Source organism: Sphingobacterium sp. UT-1RO-CII-1, from assembly GCF_026711005.1.
Taxonomy (GTDB): Bacteria; Bacteroidota; Bacteroidia; order Sphingobacteriales; family Sphingobacteriaceae; genus Sphingobacterium.
Genome location: NZ_JAPPVJ010000003.1, coordinates 481,450 through 504,645 on the forward strand (window position 1 = coordinate 481,450; position 23,196 = coordinate 504,645).

General features: G+C 37.3%; 21 protein-coding genes. 11 read left to right on the top strand and 10 right to left on the bottom strand.

The features are described 5' to 3' along the window. The first annotated feature begins 5 nt into the window (after nucleotides 1-5). The 5 genes from ORI89_RS09510 (at nucleotide 6) to ORI89_RS09530 (ending at nucleotide 3,976) form a co-directional block, all read left to right on the top strand. Nucleotides 6-551, top strand: coding sequence for an RNA polymerase sigma factor (locus ORI89_RS09510; RefSeq protein ID WP_268230229.1), 546 nt, complete (start codon nucleotides 6-8; stop codon nucleotides 549-551). Between the two features lie 34 nt (nucleotides 552-585). Continuing rightward, nucleotides 586-1,416, top strand: coding sequence for a hypothetical protein (locus tag ORI89_RS09515; protein WP_268230230.1), 831 nt, complete (start codon nucleotides 586-588; stop codon nucleotides 1,414-1,416). After that, nucleotides 1,416-1,865: a hypothetical protein gene (locus ORI89_RS09520; protein ID WP_268230231.1), complete on the top strand. Its 450-nt coding sequence runs from the start codon at nucleotides 1,416-1,418 to the stop codon at nucleotides 1,863-1,865. Before ORI89_RS09515 ends, ORI89_RS09520 begins: the two co-directional genes overlap by 1 nt. 129 nt (nucleotides 1,866-1,994) lie before the next feature. Beyond that, nucleotides 1,995-3,182, top strand: coding sequence for an aspartate aminotransferase family protein (locus ORI89_RS09525; protein WP_268230232.1), 1,188 nt, complete (start codon nucleotides 1,995-1,997; stop codon nucleotides 3,180-3,182). 41 nt (nucleotides 3,183-3,223) lie between these two features. Further along, nucleotides 3,224-3,976, top strand: a complete 753-nt coding sequence (locus ORI89_RS09530) for an SGNH/GDSL hydrolase family protein (RefSeq protein ID WP_268230233.1) — start codon at nucleotides 3,224-3,226, stop codon at nucleotides 3,974-3,976. A 56-nt stretch (nucleotides 3,977-4,032) separates the two neighbouring features. Here ORI89_RS09530 and thrC read toward each other — a convergent pair whose 3' ends face one another. Genes thrC through thrA form a run of 3 tightly spaced genes read right to left on the bottom strand, consistent with a single transcriptional unit; the run spans nucleotide 4,033 to nucleotide 8,872 of the window. Then, the gene (gene thrC, locus ORI89_RS09535) at nucleotides 4,033-5,340 is read right to left on the bottom strand and encodes a threonine synthase (RefSeq protein WP_268230234.1); all 1,308 of its coding nucleotides are present in this window, start codon (nucleotides 5,338-5,340) and stop codon (nucleotides 4,033-4,035) included. Nucleotides 5,341-5,385: 45 nt separating this feature from the next. Continuing rightward, nucleotides 5,386-6,378 carry a homoserine kinase gene (locus ORI89_RS09540; RefSeq protein ID WP_268230235.1) on the bottom strand — a complete coding sequence of 331 codons (993 nt, stop codon included), beginning with the start codon at nucleotides 6,376-6,378 and terminating at the stop codon, nucleotides 5,386-5,388. A 46-nt stretch (nucleotides 6,379-6,424) separates the two neighbouring features. Further along, on the bottom strand, nucleotides 6,425-8,872 hold the full coding sequence (thrA, locus tag ORI89_RS09545; protein WP_268230236.1) for a bifunctional aspartate kinase/homoserine dehydrogenase I: 2,448 nt from the start codon (nucleotides 8,870-8,872) through the stop codon (nucleotides 6,425-6,427). Nucleotides 8,873-9,362: 490 nt separating this feature from the next. Here thrA and ORI89_RS09550 point away from each other — a divergent pair, with 490 nt between their 5' ends. Together ORI89_RS09550 and ORI89_RS09555 are read left to right on the top strand one after the other, a co-directional pair. Then, nucleotides 9,363-9,944 (top strand): C40 family peptidase, encoded by a 582-nt coding sequence (locus tag ORI89_RS09550; RefSeq protein ID WP_268230237.1) that lies wholly within the window; start codon nucleotides 9,363-9,365, stop codon nucleotides 9,942-9,944. Between the two features lie 166 nt (nucleotides 9,945-10,110). Beyond that, a complete protein-coding gene (locus ORI89_RS09555; protein ID WP_268230238.1) occupies nucleotides 10,111-10,626 on the top strand; it encodes a phosphoribosyltransferase family protein in 516 nt (171 codons plus the stop codon). A gap of 22 nt (nucleotides 10,627-10,648) precedes the next feature. Here the strand turns inward: ORI89_RS09555 and ORI89_RS09560 are convergent, their stop codons facing one another. The 7 genes from ORI89_RS09560 to ORI89_RS09590 form a co-directional block, all read right to left on the bottom strand. Beyond that, the gene (locus ORI89_RS09560) at nucleotides 10,649-10,957 is read right to left on the bottom strand and encodes a phosphoribosylpyrophosphate synthetase (RefSeq protein WP_268230239.1); all 309 of its coding nucleotides are present in this window, start codon (nucleotides 10,955-10,957) and stop codon (nucleotides 10,649-10,651) included. Nucleotides 10,958-11,258: 301 nt separating this feature from the next. After that, nucleotides 11,259-14,282, bottom strand: a complete 3,024-nt coding sequence (locus ORI89_RS09565) for a ThuA domain-containing protein (RefSeq protein ID WP_268230240.1) — start codon at nucleotides 14,280-14,282, stop codon at nucleotides 11,259-11,261. Between the two features lie 185 nt (nucleotides 14,283-14,467). Further along, a complete protein-coding gene (locus tag ORI89_RS09570; RefSeq protein WP_268230241.1) occupies nucleotides 14,468-15,889 on the bottom strand; it encodes a LysM peptidoglycan-binding domain-containing protein in 1,422 nt (473 codons plus the stop codon). Nucleotides 15,890-16,043: 154 nt separating this feature from the next. Further along, entirely contained in the window at nucleotides 16,044-16,247 is a 204-nt protein-coding gene (locus tag ORI89_RS09575) for a twin-arginine translocase TatA/TatE family subunit (protein ID WP_268230242.1), read from the bottom strand. Nucleotides 16,248-16,322: 75 nt separating this feature from the next. Then, nucleotides 16,323-17,588: a murein hydrolase activator EnvC family protein gene (locus ORI89_RS09580; protein WP_268230243.1), complete on the bottom strand. Its 1,266-nt coding sequence runs from the start codon at nucleotides 17,586-17,588 to the stop codon at nucleotides 16,323-16,325. A gap of 142 nt (nucleotides 17,589-17,730) precedes the next feature. Next, nucleotides 17,731-18,510, bottom strand: a complete 780-nt coding sequence (locus tag ORI89_RS09585; RefSeq protein WP_268230244.1) for a DUF4292 domain-containing protein — start codon at nucleotides 18,508-18,510, stop codon at nucleotides 17,731-17,733. Beyond that, nucleotides 18,500-20,206, bottom strand: a complete 1,707-nt coding sequence (locus ORI89_RS09590; RefSeq protein WP_268230245.1) for a tetratricopeptide repeat protein — start codon at nucleotides 20,204-20,206, stop codon at nucleotides 18,500-18,502. Before ORI89_RS09590 ends, ORI89_RS09585 begins: the two co-directional genes overlap by 11 nt. Before the next feature lie 207 nt (nucleotides 20,207-20,413). Here ORI89_RS09590 and rplM point away from each other — a divergent pair, with 207 nt between their 5' ends. The 4 genes from rplM to tsf all read left to right on the top strand — a co-directional run bounded on the left by rplM (nucleotide 20,414) and on the right by tsf (nucleotide 23,095). After that, complete coding sequence (gene rplM / locus ORI89_RS09595) at nucleotides 20,414-20,857, top strand: 50S ribosomal protein L13 (protein WP_268230246.1); 444 nt, start codon at nucleotides 20,414-20,416, stop codon at nucleotides 20,855-20,857. A gap of 11 nt (nucleotides 20,858-20,868) precedes the next feature. Further along, nucleotides 20,869-21,255: a 30S ribosomal protein S9 gene (rpsI, locus tag ORI89_RS09600; protein ID WP_268230247.1), complete on the top strand. Its 387-nt coding sequence runs from the start codon at nucleotides 20,869-20,871 to the stop codon at nucleotides 21,253-21,255. Nucleotides 21,256-21,273: 18 nt separating this feature from the next. Next, nucleotides 21,274-22,083, top strand: coding sequence for a 30S ribosomal protein S2 (gene rpsB / locus ORI89_RS09605; protein WP_268230248.1), 810 nt, complete (start codon nucleotides 21,274-21,276; stop codon nucleotides 22,081-22,083). Nucleotides 22,084-22,258: 175 nt separating this feature from the next. Beyond that, nucleotides 22,259-23,095 carry a translation elongation factor Ts gene (gene tsf, locus ORI89_RS09610; protein ID WP_268230249.1) on the top strand — a complete coding sequence of 279 codons (837 nt, stop codon included), beginning with the start codon at nucleotides 22,259-22,261 and terminating at the stop codon, nucleotides 23,093-23,095. Nucleotides 23,096-23,196: the final 101 nt, after the last annotated feature.

Here is a 23,196-nt window from a genome sequence, read left to right on the forward strand (position 1 = left end):
AACAAATGGATGACGCCCTAATCATTTCTAAATTTGCTGATGAGCGTACGCGTGAAGAAGCGTTCGGACATTTGTTAGAAAAATACCAACAAAAACTATATTGGCATGTACGTCGAATGGTCATTAACCATGATGACGCCGATGATGTTATACAGGATGTTTTTATTAAAGTATGGCGTAACCTAGACAAGTTTCGAAAAGATTCGCAACTCTACACGTGGTTATACCGTATTGCGACAAATGAATGTATAACATTCTTAAATAAGAAAAAACAAAAGCAGAACCTGTCGTTAGATGACGACAGTTCTGCTTATTTAGCAGAGTCGTTATCCGACAGTTCATATTTCAATGGTGATCAAGCACAAATGAAACTTCAGCAAGCTATTCTAACACTACCTGAAAAGCAACGCTTGGTTTTTAATATGAAGTATTTTGAAGACCTAAAGTATGACGAAATTTCAGAAATCGTAGGTACTAGTGTAGGAGCATTAAAAGCTTCCTATCACTTAGCGGTAAAAAAAATAGAACAGTTTCTTACCACTAACGATTAAACCTTTTGATTTTTTTTTATTCTATATTGGTAGCATGAAAGAAAAAGGTATATATCATAACGGAGCAGAAGGTATCAGCCTTCCCGAGATACTACGTAAAAATCCCTTTACCGTACCTGATAACTATTTTTCTGAATCAGCAAATACTATTCGTAAGTTAATTACTATTGAAAAATCGAGAAACAACTTGGAGTCTACAGCTGATCTCCCAGTGAATTATTTCGAAGATTTAAAACAACGTATCCTAGAACAAACGAAGCTTGAAGGCTATCTAGAAAAGCCAGAAAACTTATGGGCAGTTCCAGAAGACTACTTCGCTAACTTAACGGAACAACTTAAAGCCAAATCACGTATAGACACCATTACGAAAGATAATGTAGGCTTTACAGTACCCGAAGATTATTTTAACGAGCTCTCTTCTACTATTGCGAGCACCTTGGCTGAGCAACGTTTAAAACAACAAGCATCGGCAAGTGGCTTTGAAGTTCCAGAGCAGTACTTTAACAGAAGTTCTGAACTTATTAAAGAAAAAGTTTTTCAAACCGCTCATTCTAATAAAGTTGAAAAAACTATTAGGCGTCTGCCTATACAAAAATGGTTAAACTATGCAGCAGCAGCTTGTATTAGTTTTGTATTAGCTTTCGGTGCTTATTATGCTTTAAAACAAGAAAATATTAACCATATAGAAGAGCCAGCTCTTTCAAGCATATCAGATGATGAGATTATCAATTACCTTGCCTCATCAACCTGTAATGAAGATGTTTATTATATAATGGAATACATGTACCACCCGGGCGATTCGGACGGTATTTGCAAACATGTTGAAGAAGATGACATCAAGGACTATTTAAATTATATGCTATAATGTTTCGTATTCAGTTTTTTTTCATCACTGCTTTTTTTTCTATTCTACTCATCAGCGAATCAGCTGTTGCACAAGACAGGGATTCAAAAAGATTTGAGGCAATTGAAAATGAAAAAATAGCTTATATCACTAAAGAGCTTAATTTAACCCGTTCTGAAGCTCAGAAGTTTTTCCCGATTTACAATCAATACACAAAAGAAGTATGGGCTGTACGCTCGGCAAAAACAGGCTCTGCTGCTAGCAGCTCATTACAGAATAATAAAAACTCATTCCGGGGCACTGGCCAGCGGGATATTTTATCCTATGATGCGCAGGAGTTGAATATAAAAAAACAATATCGAAATAAGTTCGCTGAAGTAATAGGTAACTCCAGGGCCGCTCAGTTTTTTGAAATCGAACAGGACTTTAGAGAATTGCTCTATAAAGAATTACAAAGAAGACAGCGCTAGATAAAATCAGCGCTTTTTTTATAAAAACCACCACTACATCAGTACTATTTTATATCAGCTATACTTTTTGCAACAATAGAGTATACTGACATAATTTATATTCTTAATTTTATCTTTTTATATATTACTATGATTAGCAATCGAGAACTTTTTCTTCAGAACACAGCGCAAACGTCTACTTCTCCACGCTTATTTGAAATTGTAAAAGCAGAGGGAATCTATCTTTACGGCCCTAATGGAGAGAAATATATAGATTTAGTGTCAGGTTTTAATGTCAGCAATATTGGTCATCGCCATCCGCGTGTTATTGATGCTATCACAGATCAGATAAATCGATATTTACATGTAACAGTCTACGGAGAATTTGTTCAGGCCCCACAAGTACAGTTTGCCACCGCATTATTAGAGATCTTACCAAGCAGTTTTCAATCCGTTTATTTCACAAACAGTGGTGCTGAAGCTGTTGAGGGCTCGATGAAAATAGCAAAAAAATTCACAGGCCGGCGTCAGATAATTGCGACAGAGAAAGCATACCACGGCAGCACACAGGGAGCTCTGAGTCTAATAGGAAATATAGATTACCGCACAGCGTATGCCCCACTTTTACCCGAAATTGATTTTATCAAATTAAATGATAGCAAGTCATTAGAAGCTATCACCGAAAATACGGCTGCAGTAATTATTGAAACAATCCAAGGTGAGGCCGGTGTTCGTGTTCCTACTCTTGAATTTATCACATCATTGCGCAAAAGATGTGATGAAATGGGAGCACTTCTGATATTTGATGAAATACAGACAGGGTTTGGACGAACAGGCCGAATGTTTGCGTTTGAGCATTTTAATGTACAGCCTGATATATTAATGTTAGCCAAGGGAATAGGTGGTGGTATGCCATTAGGAGCTTTTGTAGCCCGTAAAGAAATAATGGATGTTATTAAAGACAACCCCATCTTAGGACATATTACCACATTTGGCGGGCATCCAGTAAGCTGTGCAGCAGCAAAAGCCTCTTTGGCTGTCATTCAAGAAGAAAAACTAGTTGCACAAGTAGAAGCCAAAGCACAATTATTTAGAAGAGAACTAGAATCTGACAAAATAAAGGAGATTCGCGGATTGGGCCTCATGATGTGTTTACAACTGGAATCATTTGAACAGGTATACAATGTGAGTAGCTATTGTGCTGCCAATGGATTAATGATTGATTGGTATTTACATTGTGAAACAGCCCTGCGTATTGCCCCTCCATTGACTATCTCTGAGGAAGAAATTAAAAATGCATGTAAAATAATAAGAGAGGCTCTTGATAAATTCTGTTAAATAACTTAATTTCAAGATCTAATCAACTTATACAACACACAATGGAGTCTAGAAGAAACTTTATCACAAAGAGCCTATTAGCATTAGGTAGCACTGCTGCCATAACCCACACTATAGCAGCAAATGAGCGTATAACAACAAACATAGCAAGGATCAATATCAAAAAAGATGCTGTAATATTATTTCAAGGTGACTCTATAACGGATGCCGGAAGAAATAAAGAAAATATGCAGCCTAATGTGGCAAATGCTTTTGGTAACGGCTATGCTATGTTAGCTGCAAGTGAGCTTTTAAATAACCATGCTTCTAAAAACTTAGCTATCTACAATAAAGGAATAAGCGGAAACCGTGTCCCCGATTTGATCAACCGATGGGAAAAAGATACATTTTCCATTAACCCTGATATTCTAAGTATCCTCATAGGCGTAAATGACTTTTGGAGAACAAAAGATAGTGGAGCTAGCAACAGCCCTGCCCAGTTTAAACAGCAGTATCAACAGCTTCTTGAACAAACTCTACAAAAGTCTCCAAACGTTCAACTTATTATTGGAGAACCTTTTGCTGTAAAGAATGTAAAACACGTGACCGAGGATTGGTATCCAGACTTTCCAGAGTACCAACAAGTGACAAAAGAAATTGCAAAGGAGTTTAAAGCAACTTTTATACCCTATCAATCTGTTTTTGATAAAGCTGAAAAACATGCCCCGGGAAGCTATTGGACGACTGACGGTGTGCACACAACATTAGCTGGTGCTAATCTTATGGCACAAGCATGGCTAAATGCTTTTAAATAAACACAAGGTATTATTAAAATAAAAAAAGCTCGATTCAAACAATCGAGCTTTTTCACTTAGTTATGGGCTAATAAATATTCCTTAAACAAACCATAATCGACAGGCATCTCGACTGTTTGTTTTTTCTCACTCCCAAGAGAATCCACTCCTTTCGGAGATTTCACCTTAACAAAGAGCTCTTTATCTATAGCATCTGGAAATTTGCATGGGTGGGCAGTAGACAGAAAAATTGACGCAAAATTACCTTGATTATGGCTTTTGTAAGCTTGAGCAGCCTTAAATGCAATTGCCGTATGTGGGCAGGCTATGTATCCATACTTATCGTATAATTCCTGCATACCTTCTTGTGTTTCTTGGTCTGTATAGGTATACGAGGATATTAGCTGATTCAAGTCAGACAAAGAATTTGCAAACATATCCTGTATACGCACCCAATTACTCGGGTTTCCTACGTCCATAGCATTAGCCAATGTCTGGACAGAGGGTTTTGGCTCATACTCGCCACTCAATAAATAACGTGGAACGGTGTCATTCACATTTGTTCCTGCAACAAAATGCTTTACCGGCAGCCCCATTTTATAAGCTAACAAGCCTGCACCAATATTGCCAAAATTACCGCTAGGTACTGTAAAAACGCCCTCTTCAACCCCTTGTGACTTCAATTGCGCATAAGCCCAAAAGTAATAAAATGTTTGTGGTATCAAACGGGCAATGTTGATAGAGTTAGCTGAAGTTAACCTAAGAGATGTTTTCAATTCTGCATCATTAAAGGCTCTTTTCACAAGATCTTGGCAATCATCGAAAGTACCGTCCACTTCTATAGCACGTATGTTCTGTCCATTGGTTGTTAATTGTTCTTCTTGCACTTTAGATACTTTACCTTTCGGGTACAGTATAGTAACACGAGTGCCTGCTACACCTAAAAACCCAAGCGCAACTGCTCCTCCCGTATCGCCAGATGTGGCAACAAGCACATCTAACAATTGATCGTCGGCACTCGAAAAGTAGCCCATAACCCGACTCATAAAACGTGCACCAAAATCTTTAAAAGCAAACGATGGCCCGTGAAAAAGCTCTAAAACGGCGAGATCTGCATCAAGAAATTTAACGGGGGCATCAAAGTTAATCGCGTCATAAACAATCTTCTTTAGGTCGTCAAAAGGAATGGCATCTCCAATAAGCGCATGGGCAACTTTTACTCCGATTTCCTGTAATGAATACTGCTGAATATTTTTTATAAAAGCGGCATCAAGTTGAGGTATAGATTGGGGCATATAAAGCCCATTATCAACAGGAAGCGAATTAAACACAGCGTCGCGAAAAGACACTTCAAGAGACTTATTATTTGTACTGTATAATTTCATTATTTATATCTTTATTCAAATGTGTATAATCTGTTTTTTTATTACTTAAACAACCCTCGGTCCATTCAGGTTGACAGCAGACACATACTTAAAACTTTCAATATCACAATTTGTTAAATGTTCCTGAATGCGCTCGACAACTTGTTCTGCTCCCTCCTTCCCTCTTGATATAGCAACTACAGATGGTCCAGAACCCGAGATACCAAAACTTAAAACACCAACTTCTTCCGCTATACGTCTCATTTCATAAAATTCAGGAATTAAAATTGCTCGGGTTGGTTCGATCAATACATCCTTCATACTTCTACTAATCAAACTATAGTCAGCTTCATACAAACCAGCCATTAATCCAGCTATATTTCCCCACTGTGTAACCGCATCTTTTAATAATACCTTTTCTTTTATCAGTTTTCGAGCATCTCGTGTAGGAACATCTACCTTAGGGAAAACAATACCTGCATATAGCTCTTCAGGGACTGGCAATTTAATGATGTCCAAAGGTTCATGCCCTCTAATCAATGTAATACCTCCCATTAAAGCAGGTGCAACATTATCAGCATGACCATGCCCGCAAGCAAGGCGCTCCCCTTCTACACAATAAGGCATCAACTCGGCTTTTGTCAATGGCCGCCCTAATAGCTCATTAATAGCAAATAAACCTGCTACTGTGCTTGCTGAGCTTGAACCCAAACCACTCCCTATAGGCATATGTTTGATAAGCTCTATTTCAACACCGATCTCCTTCTCCATGCCTAAATCGATAAGCAACATCTTCACACAAGCACTCACTGTGTTTTTATCCGCATCCAAGGGCAACCTGCCTTCATCTCCCACTATAGATCGTATTCTCACGCCTGGATTTTCAACTCTGTACATTATTACCTCGTCGCCTGGATAATCTACAGCAAATCCTAAAATATCAAAACCGCATATCATATTGGCCACCGTAGCGGGAGCAAAAACATGTACTTTATCTTTTATTCCTGCCGGGTTGACCCGTAAATTACTCTCAAGAATAGTATTACTATAATTCATCATTTTCTTTTTTTAATTCTTACTCTACGAAGAACTACTTATTAACTATTTATACGCCTACATTGACAAGGTCAGCAAATACACCTGCTGCAGTAACCTCTGCGCCTGCTCCAGGTCCTTTTACTACCAAAGGCCGCTCTTTATACCTATCTGTCGTAAAGGAAATAATATTATCACTTCCAGATAGACTATAAAAAGGATGTTCACTGTCCACGAGCTCCAAAGCAATAGATACTTTACCGTCTATCAACTTACCTATATACCTAATCACCTTATTTTCAAGCAATGCCTTCTCTTTAATAGCCTTGAAATAGCCTTCCTCTTTCAGCAACTCTGCATAAAAATCTTCTACAGACTTTGCTTTCAGGCACGACTCTGGCAATATTGCACCTAAATCAACATCCTCTGCTTCAATAGCATAACCGGCATCACGAGCCAAAATCAACATCTTTCGCATAAAGTCTATTCCGCCCAAGTCATCTCTCGGATCAGGCTCGGTATAACCTAACTCTTGCGCTTTTTTTACAACTTCATAAAAAGACACATCTCCTATAAAATTATTAAATATATAAGATATTGTTCCTGATAATATGGCCTCTATCTTCACGATTCTATCGCCACTCAACATCAGATCTTTCAGTACCCGAACAATAGGTAAACCTGCTCCTACATTTGTCTCATAGAAGAAATCTACGCCATACTTCCTTGCGGTATCGTGCAGTAATTTATACTGTTCATAGGCTCCTGAGTTTGCAATTTTATTACAAGTAACGATCGAGATAGTAGATTTCAATATATCAACATAATGCGTAGTTGGTAAACTACTTGCTGTATTATCTACAAATACACAATTGGGCAAATTCATGGCTTTCATCCGTTCAATAAAAACAGTCAAGTCTGCTTTCTCTCCATTCTCATCTAAGCTTTTATCCCAACAGGCTAAGTTTATCCCATCATTTTCAAATAACATCTTTCTAGAATTAGATATCCCTACGACTTTAATTTCTATATCACTATGGTCGACTAAAAAAGCATGTTGTTCACGGATCTGCCTAAACATTGTTGCACCAATATTTCCTGTTCCTAAACTAAACACGTGTAATGTTTTTTTCAGTTGTGAAAAGAAGGCATCGTGCACAGCATTTAAAGCTTTCGCTAAATTCTCTTTACTGATTATAACAGATATATTAAGTTCTGAAGATCCCTGTGCAATAGCACGTACATTAATACCGTTGCGTCCTAAAGCAGAAAACAATCTCCCAGACATTCCAGGAGTTCTTTTCATGTTCTCTCCCACTATAGCCAGTACCGACAGGTTATCTTCTATAACAGGCATAACTAACATATTCGCTTGCAACTCGAGCTCAAACTCCTGTTTAATTATTTTAAGCGCTTGAGCAGCGTCACTTGGATGTACGGCAAAACTGATACTGTGCTCCGAAGATGACTGTGTTATGAGCACTACATTTATTTGCGCTCTGGCCAAGAGCGTAAACAGCCTACCACTAAAACCGGACTTCCCTACCATACCACTTCCCGATAAATTAATAACAGATATATCTGCTATAGAAGAAATTCCTTTAATAGGATAATTAGACTCACCGCTATCAAACTGAATCGTTGTTCCTTCAAATTCGGGCTCAAAAGTATTCTTTATGACAATAGGTATTTTCTTCAGAAAAGCAGGAATCATCGTTGGCGGATAAATCACTTTTGCCCCAAAGTAAGAGAGCTCCATAGCTTCTGTGTAAGACAGAACCCGCTGCGAAAAAGCCTTTTTAACAATCCGTGGGTCAGCTGTCAGCATCCCATTTACATCAGTCCATATTTCAATAGACGACGCATCAAGAACCGATGCGAAGATAGCTGCTGTATAATCAGAACCGCCGCGTCCTAAAGTTGTTATTCTATTTTCATCGTTAGATCCAATGAAACCGGTCACAAAATAAAGTCGATCGGAACGATCTTGAAATAAGCTCTTAATTAGCGTTGCAGTATATGCTTCATTAATATGTGCATTGCCAAAGTTAGAGTCCGTTTTTATATATTCTACAGCATTGATATAGGCGGTTTGCTCTATATATTGCTCCATAATTTTAGACATCAGGAAAGTAGAAAGTCTCTCCCCAAAAGATATAATAAGATCCCTACTTTGTGTACTTAATTCTTTAATAGCACTAATACCCTGCAAGATATCATCCAACTCATTTATTAACAATTTTAACCGCGTAAAAACCGGATTCTGATATTTGACCGAAATTAATTTTCTAACAATCTCAAAATGTCTTTCTTCTAAATCAGATAAATCATCTTCAAAAGGGAGGCTATCAGCTGCGTTATCTGCCATGGCAGTTAATAAATTGGTCACTCCTGACATGGCAGAAAAGACAACCAAAGGTTGCTCACCCCGCTCATATGAAGACTTTACAATGTCTAAAACAGCCTTTATGCTTTCTACATTGCCTACAGATGACCCTCCGAATTTTAATACTTTCATTTCAATTGTTATGTTAAGTTATAAATAGTGTCAGTAAAAAAATCAATAATCAGTTATTAGTTACTAGCAATAAAAAAAGCCTTCCACTTGTCGAGGAAGGCTCTATTTTATATGCACATATTTAATTACACAATAGAATTACTCCCTCCGATGACTTATCCCGGTGGTAATAATAATAATTGTAATTGTTGTACCTAATATCATGTCTTATTGAAAATCAATTCAAATATAAAACAATTATTTTTAATATATCAAGCATTTGACCAATAATTTATCAAATCATTAATAAAAGTACCTACAGCGTGCTTTTCCAATATTTAACACAAGGGGCGTGAGAATACTTTTCAACGCTCATATGTTAAAAATAGTTAATATTCTGTTAAATATCCTCCATTTTGTTTGGAAGCGTAGGCATATTGTAGTAGATTTGCCACAGTATCATTGAAACACAATCGAATTAATTAACAGAAGGTGAACTAATTAGGAATAAATGGACTTTAAGAAACTAGTAGCAGGAATGCTCTTATTTTCAGCATTATGCTCTGTATCCCAGGCTCAAACATCAAAGCCTAACTCTACCTCAACCGACCCTGATAATCTAGCTAAAGAATATTTCTCTCAAATAATGGGTGTTGCTACAAACGCAATGTCCAATACTAAACTATATCAGTTTGTTTACGAATGGTTGGGAACTCCCTACCGTTTAGGAGGAGACTCGAAAAAGGGAATAGACTGCTCTAAGTTTTCACTAGCCGTTTATGAGAATGTCTTTAATACAACCATAGGATATAACAGCCGTAACCAATATGCCAACGTTAAAACTATTTCAAAGAAAGAGCTTCAGCCCGGAGATTTAGTTTTCTTTAAAATCCGTAGTAGAAACATCACACACGTTGGTGTTTTCTTAGGTGATGATAAATTTGCGCATGCCTCTACAAGTAGAGGGGTAATGGTAAGTGACTTAAATGATGCCTACTGGAAACGCTACTTTTATAACGGTGGTAGACCACCTGAAGATGCACGTGTCATGACGGCTGATGCAAGTACGGAAGACAATCTTAATTTAAATTAAAGCTAGTAACATACTAATAGGAAAAGGCCTGAACGACTGTAAAATGTTCAGGCCTTTTTTAATGGAATAGGCCAGTCGGGGAGTAAAGTTTTTATAGTCTATAATGCACTCAAATAAGGATTATATTTAAAAAATTAGTACTTTTACTCATATACAATAAACAAACATGTCTAATAAAAGAACTCTTATTTTAAATAAGGAACAGATTCGCCAAAAGTCTATTCGGATTGCCTATCAGATTTTAGAAGACAATTTTGAAGAACCATCCATTGTACTAGTCGGCATTGCCGAACGCGGTTATATATTTGCGCAAAGATTACAAAAGATTCTACGCGAAATTTCTCCTAACAAAGATTTTGAACTTATCAAAATAACTATTGCTAAAGATAAACGTAGCTTAGAGGGTTCTACAGATAAACCGATAAATATAGCCGAAAATAAAGTTATTGTTTTGGTAGATGATGTACTGAATAGTGGGCGTACACTAGCATATGGGCTTGGTGTATTCTTAAATATTCCTCTTAAACGCATCAGGACAGCGGTTTTAATAGACCGTTCACACCATCAGTTTCCCCTTTTCAGTGATTATTACGGGCTGAAGCTATCTACAATTCTAAAAGAACATGTCGAAGTAGAACTTCAAGAAAGTGATAATAAAGAAGATGCAGCTTGGCTATACTAAGCTGCATAATTATTACAAGGCGTTAATCTTCCTGCTGCTCTAACAAGGAGATAATTTTATTGGTTGCCTCATCCGAATACAAACCATAACTGTTAACTAATACGCCCTTTTGCTTACCGTCTTTCGAAGATATGGCATAAACTATAGCTTGATCGTCGGGATCACTTTGTCCTTCAAACCTAAAATATCGATCGATTTTAAACTGGTTGGGATCTAATTTTGTTTTCCCAGGAACAAATACCATATGATCTTCTACAACATTAAAATCAAGTGTATACCCTTCCGTTCTTAGTTTATCCAGAATATCGGATAATGATGTCATTGCCTTCATATTTCTACTCTTTTAAAAAACCTAATACAATATAAACAATATTAAAGCTTTTAAGTTTACTAAAACTCAAATATTACATAGATATCTCAATAGTTGGCAAACTTAACCTACGGTAACTAAAACAATTATAGCTTCTTGGAAGCGAGCGCTGTAAGCTTAAGCTAATGTCTATAGACCTCTTTCTACAGTATTTGACAAATACTAGAGAATTGATAGTAAAAAAATAAGGGTTAAAGTGATTTAACCCTTATTTTCAATATGGTCATTTGCTAGGAACAACTGACCCAAACATGATCAGCAATTATTTATCTTTTAATTTTACATCTCGCACTTTCACTCCCGTAAATGGGCGCGTACCTGGTCCTGGCGAATTGGTATACTCAGCCGTTATACGTAATACTGTGGCATCATGAGCTGGGGCACTATCTGCTGTAATTACCCCTTTTACTGGAAGACTTTTTTTAGAGCTAGCTTTATCATCTGAAAGTGATAAAATCCACTTCACTATTTGTTCTGCTTCTAAAGCTTTCATATCGGGATGTGCTGCCATAGCAACTTGCCCCCAAACACCACTACCACCCTTCATAACCTTATCTTTCAAATACGAAACCGCATCATCACGTTTCTTGTATTTCTCTGACACCTGCATATAAGAAGGTCCCACACTAGTTCCCGACAGCTTGTGACAGGACTGACAATCGGAAGCCATCATCAGGCTACGACCTAATACAAGTTCAGAAACCTGCTGATGCCCAACACTAGCTTTTGCTACCTCTTCTTCTTTTAAGTATTTAACAGAAACAACTAGATTTTCTTCATCCAATGCACGTCCAGAATCATCAATTTTCACTTCATAATCGATGCGATCTCCTATCTTATAACTATTGTCGCTGTTATTATTCAAAACAATATCAACTACCGGAGGTTGATTCCCAGCATACACAGCTATAGATGCCGATTCACTTTTCGCATTGTGAACATCTTTCACTACAACACTTATTTCATATTCGCCTTTTTTATCAATAACATAATTTAAAACAGGCTCATCTGTTTCCTTGATAACATCACCAATTTTCCAGGAATATGACATTTTATCTCCTTCAAAATCGGACGCATCAATTGTTGCTTTCAAAGTAAATGGCAAATTACCACTCATTTGTTCTACTTTTAACTCTCCTACTTTCGGTGGTAAATTACCCTGAATGTAATCTATTCTGACTATACCTGCATCGGCATTTTTCGAAAACCATCCACTGCCATACTCTAACACATACAGCCTTCCATCTTTTCCCACCTCCATGTCTATAGGATTGGCAAACACCTCTCTTTCCATAAAGGGCTCCATCTTCTCAAAATCACCATTTGGAGCTATAGTAACGGCTTTCACCCATCGGCGTATCCAGTCATATACGATTAGCTTACCATTATAGTATTCAGGATATCTCGTTTCTTTAGGAAACATATCTGTATAGTAAACAGGTCCTGCCATTGCGTTTCTTCCACCTGATCCGACTTGTGGAAAATCAGCCGAAGCACCATAAGGATACCAAATATAAGCAGGCTGTGCAGCAGGTAAATTTACTAACCCCGTATTATTAGGTGATAAATTCATTGGCTTTTCTGGATTAAAAGGGTCGCCAGACTTACCGCTATTATAATCATACTGCCTATATGCATAATTATCGCCTACAAAAAATGGCCATCCATAAAATCCAGCCTGACGAGCTTGATTAATCTCATCATAGCCTCTTGGGCCTCGTGTCTCTAAACTGTCATTACTAGCATCCGGCCCTACTTCACCCCAATACAGATAATTATTTTTTTGATCCACAGAGATTCGGTAAGGGTTACGATTTCCCATCACAAATATCTCTGGACGAGTTTTTTCGGTACCTACTTCAAATAAATTGCCTTTCGGAATACTATAGCTTCCATCCGCCTCTACCTTAATCCGTAAAATTTTACCTCTTAAATCGTTGGTGTTCCCTGAAGACCGACTTGCATCGTACTGTTCAAAGCCTTCACGTCCATCTATTGGAGCAAATCCTTTATTCTTATACGTAGTTGGCTGATCAAAAGGTGTAGAGTTGTCACCCGTAGATACATACAACAACCCATCGCCACCAAATGCAATAGATCCACCAGTATGACAGCAAATCTGACGTTGAGAATAAAACTCAAGTACTACCTTTTCAGACTTCATATCTAAGCGTCCATTTTCAAATACAAAACGAGACAACCGGTTAACAGATGTATCTGCGGGACTATAAAAGGCATATAAAAATTTATTGCTTTCAAAATTCGGATCTAAAGCCAATCCCATAAACCCTTCTTCAGCATTAACATTTTCCACACCACTATGATGATAAACATCAAGAAAACCTGCTTCGACTACTTCTCCACTATTTTCTTTAAAAAGCATCAACTCTCCGCGACGCTGAGCAACCAAAATATCATAATTTGGAAGAATAGCCATCTCGGTTGGTTCAAAAAGTGAACCTGACAAAAGCTGTGTCTTCACAAAACGCTGTCTTTCTGGCACTTCAAGTGTTTTTGCTTTACTGTAATCTAACTTGCGGTTCTCACCAATAGCATATTTGATTCCCCCAAGAAAATGAGCTAAATGCAAGGAATCACTATAAGACGCTATAGAATGTCCAAAGCCACTAAAGAAAGAACGACCTCCATCATATTCATGATACCAGGCCATAGGATGATCTTCACCATTTTCACCACCTTCATAGGAGCTTTCATCAATCGTGATCAAAACATTAATAGCTGGATTTATCTTCTTATAATTATACCATTCATCATCATAAGAAAATGTAGACGGTAAGTTTTTAGTTGATTCATGATTGGCGTTTACAACAGTAAAATTAGCATGTTGAGGACGAGGGTGATTTTTAAAATAAGCACCAACCAACCTTCCATACCAAGCCCAGTCATATTCTGTATCAGAGGCAGCGTGTATGCCAACGAAACCACCACCGGCTTGAATGTACCTTTCAAATGCTACTTCCTGATAGTGGTTTAGCACATCTCCTGTATTATTAAGGAAAACAACAGCAGAGTATTCACCTAATTTTTCTTCATTAAACCACTCCGCATCTGTTGTGGTATCAGCTTCAATGTTATTCTCTTTCATCAGCTTTAACAGTGCTTCATTTCCCGCAGGGATAGATTCATGATAAAAAGCTGCAGTTTTGCTAAAAATCAATACTTTTGGAGGGCCCTTTCGCTTGTTACAGGAGTTCATTCCTACAATAGCTAGGAGCACCATTAAAAAGATAAAATTTCTTTTAAATAATTTGAGGTTTCTTTTCATTTTTAATATAATGTGGTCAAGGTTTTTTTATTTGTCGTAAAGTACTAAAATGATTAATTAAGCACAATCATTAAAGCACTAAACATGTAAGTTTAATGATACAAATTCACTCCAAGAATATACAGAGTCCCCCCTTGTCTCCAACAACAACTAGGCATTACCGATACTCTTTTAAAACTTCCTTATTAAGATTGTCTTATTCTCAATTTCTGGCCAATTTTTAAAGAACTTGAACTCAAGTTATTGTCCGATTTCAGCTGCGACACTGTTACTCCCTTATGTCTTGCTGCAATATGGGATAACGTATCCCCTTTCTTCACAACATAAGCTAAAAAAGAACTTTTCGTTATTGTGGTCTTTTTTGTATTGTGACTAGCCAAACGAACAGGTTCATCTCTTTTAATAGCCAGCGTACGTCCAGTAATCTTACTTTTCGCAGTTAAATTATTCCACGCTCTCAAGTCCTGAACAGACACGCCCAGTTTATTTGCTATACCACCTAATGTTTCTCCTTTACCTACAGTATAAGTTTTAGTCTCTGCTAAAAGCTGCTTTCCAGAACCATTAACCTCATTGGGAATTAATTCATTATTTAGAGCCGCATACAATAAACTATCATTAAACTGTTCTGTCGTTGGTAAGACAAGACGTTTAGGACTTTCCACACTTGCTTGGACTATTGTCTTTTTATATGATGGATTAAATTGTTTTACTGTTTCCAAAGGTAAATCTACCGCCTGCGCAATTTGTTGAAGGTTAACGCTTCGATCAACCATTATTACTTTAGGCTTCCAATCAAAATCTGTTTCAGCCACTCCGATACCAAATGTCTCTGCATTTTTCATGGCATAAGTCATTGCCACAAATTTGGGAATATAATTCTGTGTCTCTTGTGGCAAATAAGGAGATAAACTCCAAAAATCAGGATTATCCAGACCTGATCTTTCTATTGCACGTCTCACAGCCCCACGCCCACAATTATAAGAGGCAAGTGCAAGCAACCAGTCACCGAACTCCTCATAGGCATCTTTGAAGTAACGACTTGCTGCATAAGATGCTGCATAAGGATCTTTACGCTCATCAACATGGCTATCCATAGTTAAATCATAATATTTAGCCGTTCCGAACATAAACTGCCATAAACCAACTGCACCTGAACGTGAAACTAAATGAGGGTCTAAGGACGATTCAACAACAGAAATATACTTGATTTCATCAGGCAAATTATTCTCTTGAAGTACTTGTTCAAAAATGGGGAAATAATGCTGAGACAATCCTCTCAGTTTGCTCATATAAGGATTATAGTTTTTTGACACATACCGATCTATATAATCTTTAATCTTATCATTATACGCTAGAGGTATTATTCTTTGTGTCTTTCTAAGGCGATCATAAATAAGCGAATCTTGATAAGTAGACAAGGGAATACTGTGCGAAAGCTGTTTTAATGAATCTAAGCTCTGAAGGATACTATTTCTTTGCAAGGTAGCGACTTCTTGAAACTCTAGAGATATTCCGTCATTTTCAAATTCTGTTATATCTTGTGCGCGTACCAACATGACCTGACCTACGACAAATAGTATCAGCCCCATACATAATCTAACCATACATATTTATTTCTCGAGCTAATATTTTATTAGCCTGAACAACAAATCATTAAATAAGTTCACACCGACTAGGGTGTGAAAAATATTTTCACAAAAAACTAAAGAGTTTCATGGTTTCATGAAACTCTTTAGTTTTTTGCCGTCATTGACATTATTATTTTTGAGTAGTGTTATCTGTTTTCTCTGTCTCGTTATCTGGCATAGGCTCTTCACGCTGTCCTTCTTTAAACTCCTTAACTCCTCTTCCCAAACCACGCATTAATTCTGGAATTTTCTTTCCTCCAAATAATAACAATACAATCACTACTATAATAATAATCTCTTGGGTCCCGATAAATAATAATCCCGTTGTATACATAATTTCTAATTTCTTATCTCGCCTTAACTACCAGCGTATTACAAATATATAATTAAAAAGTTAAATTTCTTGTAACTATTTTGCTAACCATGAGGTTGGATCTGTTGCTGTTTGCCCTTGGAACACACCAAAATTAACTACAGAGTATCCTGCATCAGGATCATCATCGGCAGTACCTATCTGCTGTCCTCGCGCTACTTTTTGCCCTTTCTTAACCGCCGAGCTTTTCAAATTTGAATACGATGTAAAGTACTCACCATGTTGAATAACAACTACACTTCCAATAACCTGCACTACATCTCCATCAAAAACAGCTCTTACTGGCGCATTCGTAGAAGTTCTGATTCCCACATCCAGATGATCGATCCGAACATTTCGCTCGACAGTTTCAAAACCAAATTTTCGCACCACATTCCCTTGCCCTACAGGCCAAGGCAACCTTCCTCTATTAGATTTAAAATCTGCAGACAATTTAGCCGCTTCAGGGGTTGAACGTAATATTTCACTATCCGACTTCCTAGGTGTTTTCTTTTCTACCTCTTCTACCGTTTTACCTGTACGTTGCGCCTCTGCTTCTGCTTCTTTTCTTCTTGCTTCCTCTGCTTTACGTCTTTCTTCCTCAATTTCTCGACGAATAGCAGCTTGAATTTGTGCGTCAATACGTCTCTTCTCTTGCTGTTTTTGACTCAATTGCCCTTGGAAACTTGACTCTTCCTTCTTCAATTCGCTTAACTCTTTAGCGTGTACAGACCTGTCTTTCGCAATGATAGCCTTTTCATTCTCCTGTTCTTTCAAGAGGTTATTTTGTGTCACGCGGTCACGCTCTAATTGTGCAATCTTTAATTCAATCTCTTTTTTTGTAGCTTCTATCTCTGCAGCTTTTACTTTACGGGCATCACTAAATTGCTGTAAATATTTAATTCTTTTAAAAGCTTGGTTAAAATCTTTAGAAGCAAAAATAAACATCAATTTATTATAACTGTTCTTATTTCTAAAGGCAAAAAGAATCATCTTTTCATAATCTACCTTCATTTTTTCCAGTTCCGCCTTCAGGCTATTTACTTGCTTCGTATTAGTCTGTATACTATTATTAATAAGCCTCAGTTCTGCATTTATGGTATTAATCTTGTCTTCACGCAACCCCAATTGCCTGCTCAATGCATTCACCTCGCGTTGTGAAAGGATTTTTTCTTGAGTTTTCTCACGTAAAACTTTTGTTAGCTCGGCTATCTCGGCATCAATTTTTTCGCGTTGCTTTTTAAGCTCTGCACTACTTTGAGCCGACACAAACACTACACTACAAATGAAAAAGAAACTAAATAGTATTTTTTTTAAATCCATGAACTGTTATTCTCTAATATACTTCGGATTAACACAAGCTTACAAAAGTAAGAATTTTTATCTAAGTGTTCGACTTTATCTATCAGAAAGACACCCTACTTTTTCCGCATTTTTACTTGTAAATCAATTGAAACCACACCTATCACTTTATTACCTTATATCGTTCAGAAACAGAAAAAGGCATTTCCACAGCCGTATTAAAGTCTACTTTATTATAGCTTATTTGTGCTTTCAGCGCCAATTCTGATCCAGAAAAATTAAATATCACCGTATGTGGAAAATTATATCCTTTTGTCAACGTGTGATCTCCATAATAAGTTTCTAGATTGTGTGTTCCATTTAACTCTTGTAAAAGAAAGTTAAACGGCCTATTATCTGCGTTTACACGATATTGATAGGATAAATTCTGTTGTGTGCCAACAACTATAAACTCATCTTCTGCACTGGCTACCTGTACATTATCAGTGCGCAAAAGATTAGGAGAAACATTCCCTAAAAAAATATCCTGTAATATATTAAATGTGATACCCTGATTGACATAATTATAAATATAATCAAATGGCTTCTCAATATATTCTCCCTGCCACTTGTTCAATATTTTCACCCGATCAGGAGCAATAAGTATCCGCGCGACCTCTACTCCCAGCATCGCTGTAACAGATATCCAGATAGCTTTATCTTTCTCAATACGTACGTGAATATTGGCATCATGTGTTTTTTTATCCAGTTCTATAGTTGCTTTTCCTCGCCCAGAAAACGTAAGAAAATCCAAGTTACTTAGCTCAAAACTTTTGATGCTCGCAGCATTTCCCGCTTCGACGGCTGTCGGCAGATCGGTAGTTGGTAAATTTATTTTCTTTTTTGTCTTACAAGAGGCAAATACCGTAAATAGCAAAACAAAGCAACAGACCCTACTCCACATAATTTCTATCCGTTATTTTTTTCTTCAATCGTTCCATATCAACCTCTTCACTATTGTTTAGTGCTAATGCTTTTTCCCACTGCTTAACAGCTTCTTTGCTACTACCCGTCTTAAATAAAATATCGCCGTAATGTTCATATAAAACTGCAGAAGGTTTAGAGCTGCGCACTGCTTTCTCAATCCAAACCAGAGCTTCTTTATATTTTTCCTGCTTAAAAAGCACCCAAGCATATGTATCTTGAAATGTCCCCGACTCCGGATCCAACTCATTAGATTGTTTTGAAAGCTTTTCTGCCAATTCCAACTTTTCATTTCGCTCCGACAGATAATAAGCATAATTATTCATTGCCGTTGCGTTGGTACTATCTAGCTTGATAGCTTCTTCATAAGCTACATCTGAAACAGCAGCCTGCTTAAGTTTATGATACACATCTCCTAATCCTGCATAAATCAACGATTGTAAATAAGCATTCTCCGTACTACTATTATCCAGCGCTCTTTCCAACATTTTTCTTGCATTATCCATATCATCATGCACGATATAAGCTATACCTGTAAAGTATAACAACATTACGTTATTAGGGTTCGCATTCAATGCTTCAAACCCATGGGCAATCGCACTTTGTGACTCATTCATTGCGAGCTCCACATTCATCAGCATACGCCAGGCATCCACATGATTAGCATTTAAACCGACAGCTGTTAAAAACAACGCCCGCCCTTCTGCTAATTTCCCTTGCCTCCACATCACATCACCTTTAGCAACATGGCTATCAGCTATACGAGGGTATTTTAAAACCAAAACGTTTGCCAGTTGCTGCATTTGTTCCAATGTAACATCTGTTCGTCCACTTAAAATAGTAAACATCACGCGGTGCTTATCTCCATAATCTATATTAGAAGATTCAAATGCTTTATTTAGCACTTCAAAAGCCTGTTTATTTCTTTTACCTGCAGCATATGCATCTGCCAAATCTAAATACAACAAATCATCTTTTGTATTTTCGACTCCCTTCTCCAAAATTTGAATAGCCTGCTTTACATTCTTTTCACTTATATAGATATAAGCCATAGCACTGTAAACCTGCCTAATTCTTGACTTATTATCTGCCCACGGCTTTAGCACAGTCAAGGCTTCATCCTTTCTCTGCAAATCACCTAAAATTTCCGCTTTAATAACATCTAGCGTATCAGAAGCGCCAAATTTATTCACAGATATATCATATATTTCAAGAGCTTCTTCCGATTGCTTACTGGCGTGTAAAAGCATCATTTTCTCTCTCATCAATGCAGCATTATTAGGATTATCAAGTATCACTTTATCCAAAACATTAATAGCAGCTAATAAATCACCACTTCCTTTATATAGTTCAATCAGGTAATTTGCATATAATATATTGGTCTGCTCCAACTCATAAGCTTTCACAGCTAACGGGACTGCCATTTCAAAATTACGCGCCTGTCCGAATAAAAGAGCCTTTGCATAGTATACTTCTGCTGCATCCGGATATTTTTCAATGATACCATCTAGTATATCAATAGCCCCGATAAGATTACCAGTCCGAAGCTGACCTTCTGCTAACATCAGCTCATTCTTATAAGGTTTTTCCTCCACAACCTCCTGCGCATTTCCATGAACACTCAGAAATAATAGGACCGTTATCCCAATATAAAATATTTTTTTACTCAAACTCATTTGATATTTTTAAAGTTCCTCACTTGTAACTTCTATAAAGATGACAAAAAAAAGCAAAAGTTTAACTACGTAATCTTAAATCATGTTAAATTTACAAAAAGTAAAAATCATTTTTATTTTACAAACTATTTCTCGTACCTTTGCAGACCTCTTTGTAGTGATTATATCGAGGATATATTATTATTTTAATTAATTAAACAAAAGCAAGTGAATACGTTAAGTTACAAAACTGTCTCTGCCAACAAGAACACCGTCAACAAAGAGTGGATTGTTGTTGATGCTGAAGGCGAGATTTTGGGGCGCTTGGCTAGCGAAATTGCGAAAGTAATTCGTGGCAAACACAAGCCTTCATTCACCCCACACGTAGACTGCGGTGACAACGTGATTGTTATCAATGCAGACAAAATCCGATTGACAGGAAACAAATTAGGCGACAAAGTATATGTTCGCTATACAGGCTACCCAGGTGGTCAGCGTTTTGTTTCTCCTAAACAATTATTGGCTAAACATCCTGAGCGCATTATCGAGAAAGCTGTACGTGGTATGCTTCCTAAAAACCGCCTAGGTCGTCAATTGTTTAAAAACCTTTACGTTTATGCAGGTTCAGAGCATAAGCATGAGGCACAAAACCCAAAACCAGTTAAATTTTAAGGAGAGCAAACATGTCAACAACTAATACTTCAGGAAGAAGAAAAACCGCTGTTGCCCGCATTTACTTAACTGCTGGTAGCGGAATCATTACCGTAAATGGTAAAGACTACAAGGATTATTTCCCAACATTGCCATTGCAATACATCGTTACTCAATCTACTGAGGTAGCAGGTGTTGCAGGAAACTTTGATGTGAAAGTTAACGTTCAAGGTGGTGGCGTCAAAGGACAAGCTGAAGCTGTACGTTTAGCAATTGCTAAAGCGTTAGTAGAGCTTGACCCAGAGGTAAAACCAGCTTTACGTGCAAAAGGCCTAATGACTCGTGATGACCGTATGGTTGAGCGTAAGAAACCAGGACGCCGCAAAGCACGTAGAAAATTCCAATTCAGTAAACGTTAATCAAGGGAGGATCAAAAAATGGCAAGAACAACTTATCAGGAATTATTGGATGCAGGTGTCCACTTTGGCCACCTTACCCGTAAATGGGATCCGAAAATGGCAAAGTACATTTTCATGGAGCGCAACGGTATCCACATTATCGACTTGAACAAAACTTTAACCAAGTTAGAAGAAGCTGCTTCAGCTATCAAACAAATAGTAAAGTCAGGTCGTAAAGTATTATTCGTAGCAACGAAGAAACAAGCGAAAGAAATCATTGCTCAGCAAGCGAAAGAGGTTAATATGCCTTTCGTTACAGAGAGATGGTTAGGTGGTATGCTTACAAACTTTGCAACAGTTCGTAAGTCTATCAAAAAGATGTCTAACATCGACAAAATGCAAAAAGATGGTACATACGATGTATTATCTAAAAAAGAAAAGTTGATGATTCAACGTGAGCGTATTAAGTTAGAAAGCCTTTTAGGAGGTATCGCTGACTTGAACCGTTTACCTGCAGCTTTATTTATCATTGACGTGAGAAAAGAGCACATTGCAGTAGCTGAGGCTATGAAGTTGAATATCCCTACTTTTGCAATGGTCGATACAAACTCTGACCCATCTAACATTGATTTCCCAATCCCATCAAATGATGACGCTACGAAATCAATTACTTTAATCGCTAGCATTATCGGAAAAGCTATTCAAGAAGGCTTAGACGAGCGCAAACGCGACAAAGAAGAGGACGCAGAAAAAGAAGCTGCTGCTGCTAAAGCTGCAATCGACAACGGTGAAGCTAAAGAAGAAGCTAACACTGTAAAACGCCCTCGTAAAGAGAAAGACGGAGAATAATATTCTTATATTAAAACCGGATGGACACGTGTTAGCTCTTGAAGATACTCTTCAAATTCAGCAGCATGCGTTTGTCCGGTTTTTTGTTCCTTAACAGAAGCTTAACTTTAAAATGGTATAAAAAATGTATACTTGCTAAGCTTTAGATCAGTAAAATAAATAAAGAAATAAAAACATGTCAGTACAAATTTCTGCTTCAGATGTAAACAAATTGCGTCAACAAACAGGCGCAGGTATGATGGATTGTAAAAAAGCGCTAGTAGAAGCTAATGGAGACTTCGAAGCTGCTGTTGATTACTTACGTAAAAAAGGTGCTAAAGTAGCTGCAAGCCGTCAAGACCGTGAATCTAATGAAGGTGTTGTTATTGCTCAAGCTGCTGCTGATGGAAAATCAGGAGTTGTGGTTGAAGTAAACTGTGAAACGGACTTCGTAGCTAAAAATGCTGATTTCGTAGCTTTTGCTGAGAGAATTGCAAATATTGCTTTAGAAAACAAACCAGCTACACTAGACGAATTAAAAGCATTACAAATCGATGGTAAAAACATCGCAGACGCTTTAATCGAACAAACAGGAGTTATTGGTGAGAAAATTGACGTTTCAAACTATGAAACTGTAAATGCAGAAAAAGTAGTAGCTTATATCCACGGAAACTACCGTTTAGGCGTTTTAGTAGGACTTTCAGCTGATACAGAAGGTGCTGACGAAGCAGGCAGAGACGTAGCTATGCAAATTGCAGCTATGAACCCGATCGCTATTGATAAAGACGGTGTAGATCAAACAACTATTGATCGTGAAATTGCTATTGCAAAAGAGCAAATTATCGCTGAAGGAAAACCAGCTGAAATGGCAGAAAAAATTGCACAAGGTAAATTGAATAAATTCTTCAAAGATAACACCTTGTTAAATCAAGAGTTTGTTAAAGATTCTTCAAAAAACATTTCACAATTCTTAGATTCAGTTTCTAAAGGATTAACGGTTACAGCATTCAAGCGTACTCAATTAGGTGGATAATAACCTTAACTTTTGTGAACTAATTCATCTTCACAAATAAATAATATAATAAAAGCCTGTTCGTCTACTCGACAAACAGGCTTTTATTATATCCGGTTATA

Excerpts from the sequence above, each read along its gene's own strand:
- ORI89_RS09550 (WP_268230237.1), top strand. The coding sequence starts at position 9,363 with ATGGACTTTAAGAAACTAGTAGCAGGAATGCTCTTATTTTCAGCATTA.
- ORI89_RS09575 (WP_268230242.1), bottom strand. The coding sequence starts at position 16,247 with ATGTATACAACGGGATTATTATTTATCGGGACCCAAGAGATTATTATT.
- ORI89_RS09555 (WP_268230238.1), top strand. The coding sequence starts at position 10,111 with ATGTCTAATAAAAGAACTCTTATTTTAAATAAGGAACAGATTCGCCAA.
- thrA (WP_268230236.1), bottom strand. The coding sequence starts at position 8,872 with ATGAAAGTATTAAAATTCGGAGGGTCATCTGTAGGCAATGTAGAAAGC.
- ORI89_RS09590 (WP_268230245.1), bottom strand. The coding sequence starts at position 20,206 with ATGAGTTTGAGTAAAAAAATATTTTATATTGGGATAACGGTCCTATTA.
- ORI89_RS09510 (WP_268230229.1), top strand. The coding sequence starts at position 6 with ATGGATGACGCCCTAATCATTTCTAAATTTGCTGATGAGCGTACGCGT.
- ORI89_RS09515 (WP_268230230.1), top strand. The coding sequence starts at position 586 with ATGAAAGAAAAAGGTATATATCATAACGGAGCAGAAGGTATCAGCCTT.
- ORI89_RS09525 (WP_268230232.1), top strand. The coding sequence starts at position 1,995 with ATGATTAGCAATCGAGAACTTTTTCTTCAGAACACAGCGCAAACGTCT.
- tsf (WP_268230249.1), top strand. The coding sequence starts at position 22,259 with ATGTCAGTACAAATTTCTGCTTCAGATGTAAACAAATTGCGTCAACAA.
- ORI89_RS09530 (WP_268230233.1), top strand. The coding sequence starts at position 3,224 with ATGGAGTCTAGAAGAAACTTTATCACAAAGAGCCTATTAGCATTAGGT.
- ORI89_RS09570 (WP_268230241.1), bottom strand. The coding sequence starts at position 15,889 with ATGGTTAGATTATGTATGGGGCTGATACTATTTGTCGTAGGTCAGGTC.
- ORI89_RS09580 (WP_268230243.1), bottom strand. The coding sequence starts at position 17,588 with ATGGATTTAAAAAAAATACTATTTAGTTTCTTTTTCATTTGTAGTGTA.
- ORI89_RS09565 (WP_268230240.1), bottom strand. The coding sequence starts at position 14,282 with ATGAAAAGAAACCTCAAATTATTTAAAAGAAATTTTATCTTTTTAATG.
- ORI89_RS09560 (WP_268230239.1), bottom strand. The coding sequence starts at position 10,957 with ATGAAGGCAATGACATCATTATCCGATATTCTGGATAAACTAAGAACG.
- thrC (WP_268230234.1), bottom strand. The coding sequence starts at position 5,340 with ATGAAATTATACAGTACAAATAATAAGTCTCTTGAAGTGTCTTTTCGC.
- ORI89_RS09520 (WP_268230231.1), top strand. The coding sequence starts at position 1,416 with ATGTTTCGTATTCAGTTTTTTTTCATCACTGCTTTTTTTTCTATTCTA.
- rpsI (WP_268230247.1), top strand. The coding sequence starts at position 20,869 with ATGTCAACAACTAATACTTCAGGAAGAAGAAAAACCGCTGTTGCCCGC.
- ORI89_RS09540 (WP_268230235.1), bottom strand. The coding sequence starts at position 6,378 with ATGATGAATTATAGTAATACTATTCTTGAGAGTAATTTACGGGTCAAC.
- rpsB (WP_268230248.1), top strand. The coding sequence starts at position 21,274 with ATGGCAAGAACAACTTATCAGGAATTATTGGATGCAGGTGTCCACTTT.
- ORI89_RS09585 (WP_268230244.1), bottom strand. The coding sequence starts at position 18,510 with ATGTGGAGTAGGGTCTGTTGCTTTGTTTTGCTATTTACGGTATTTGCC.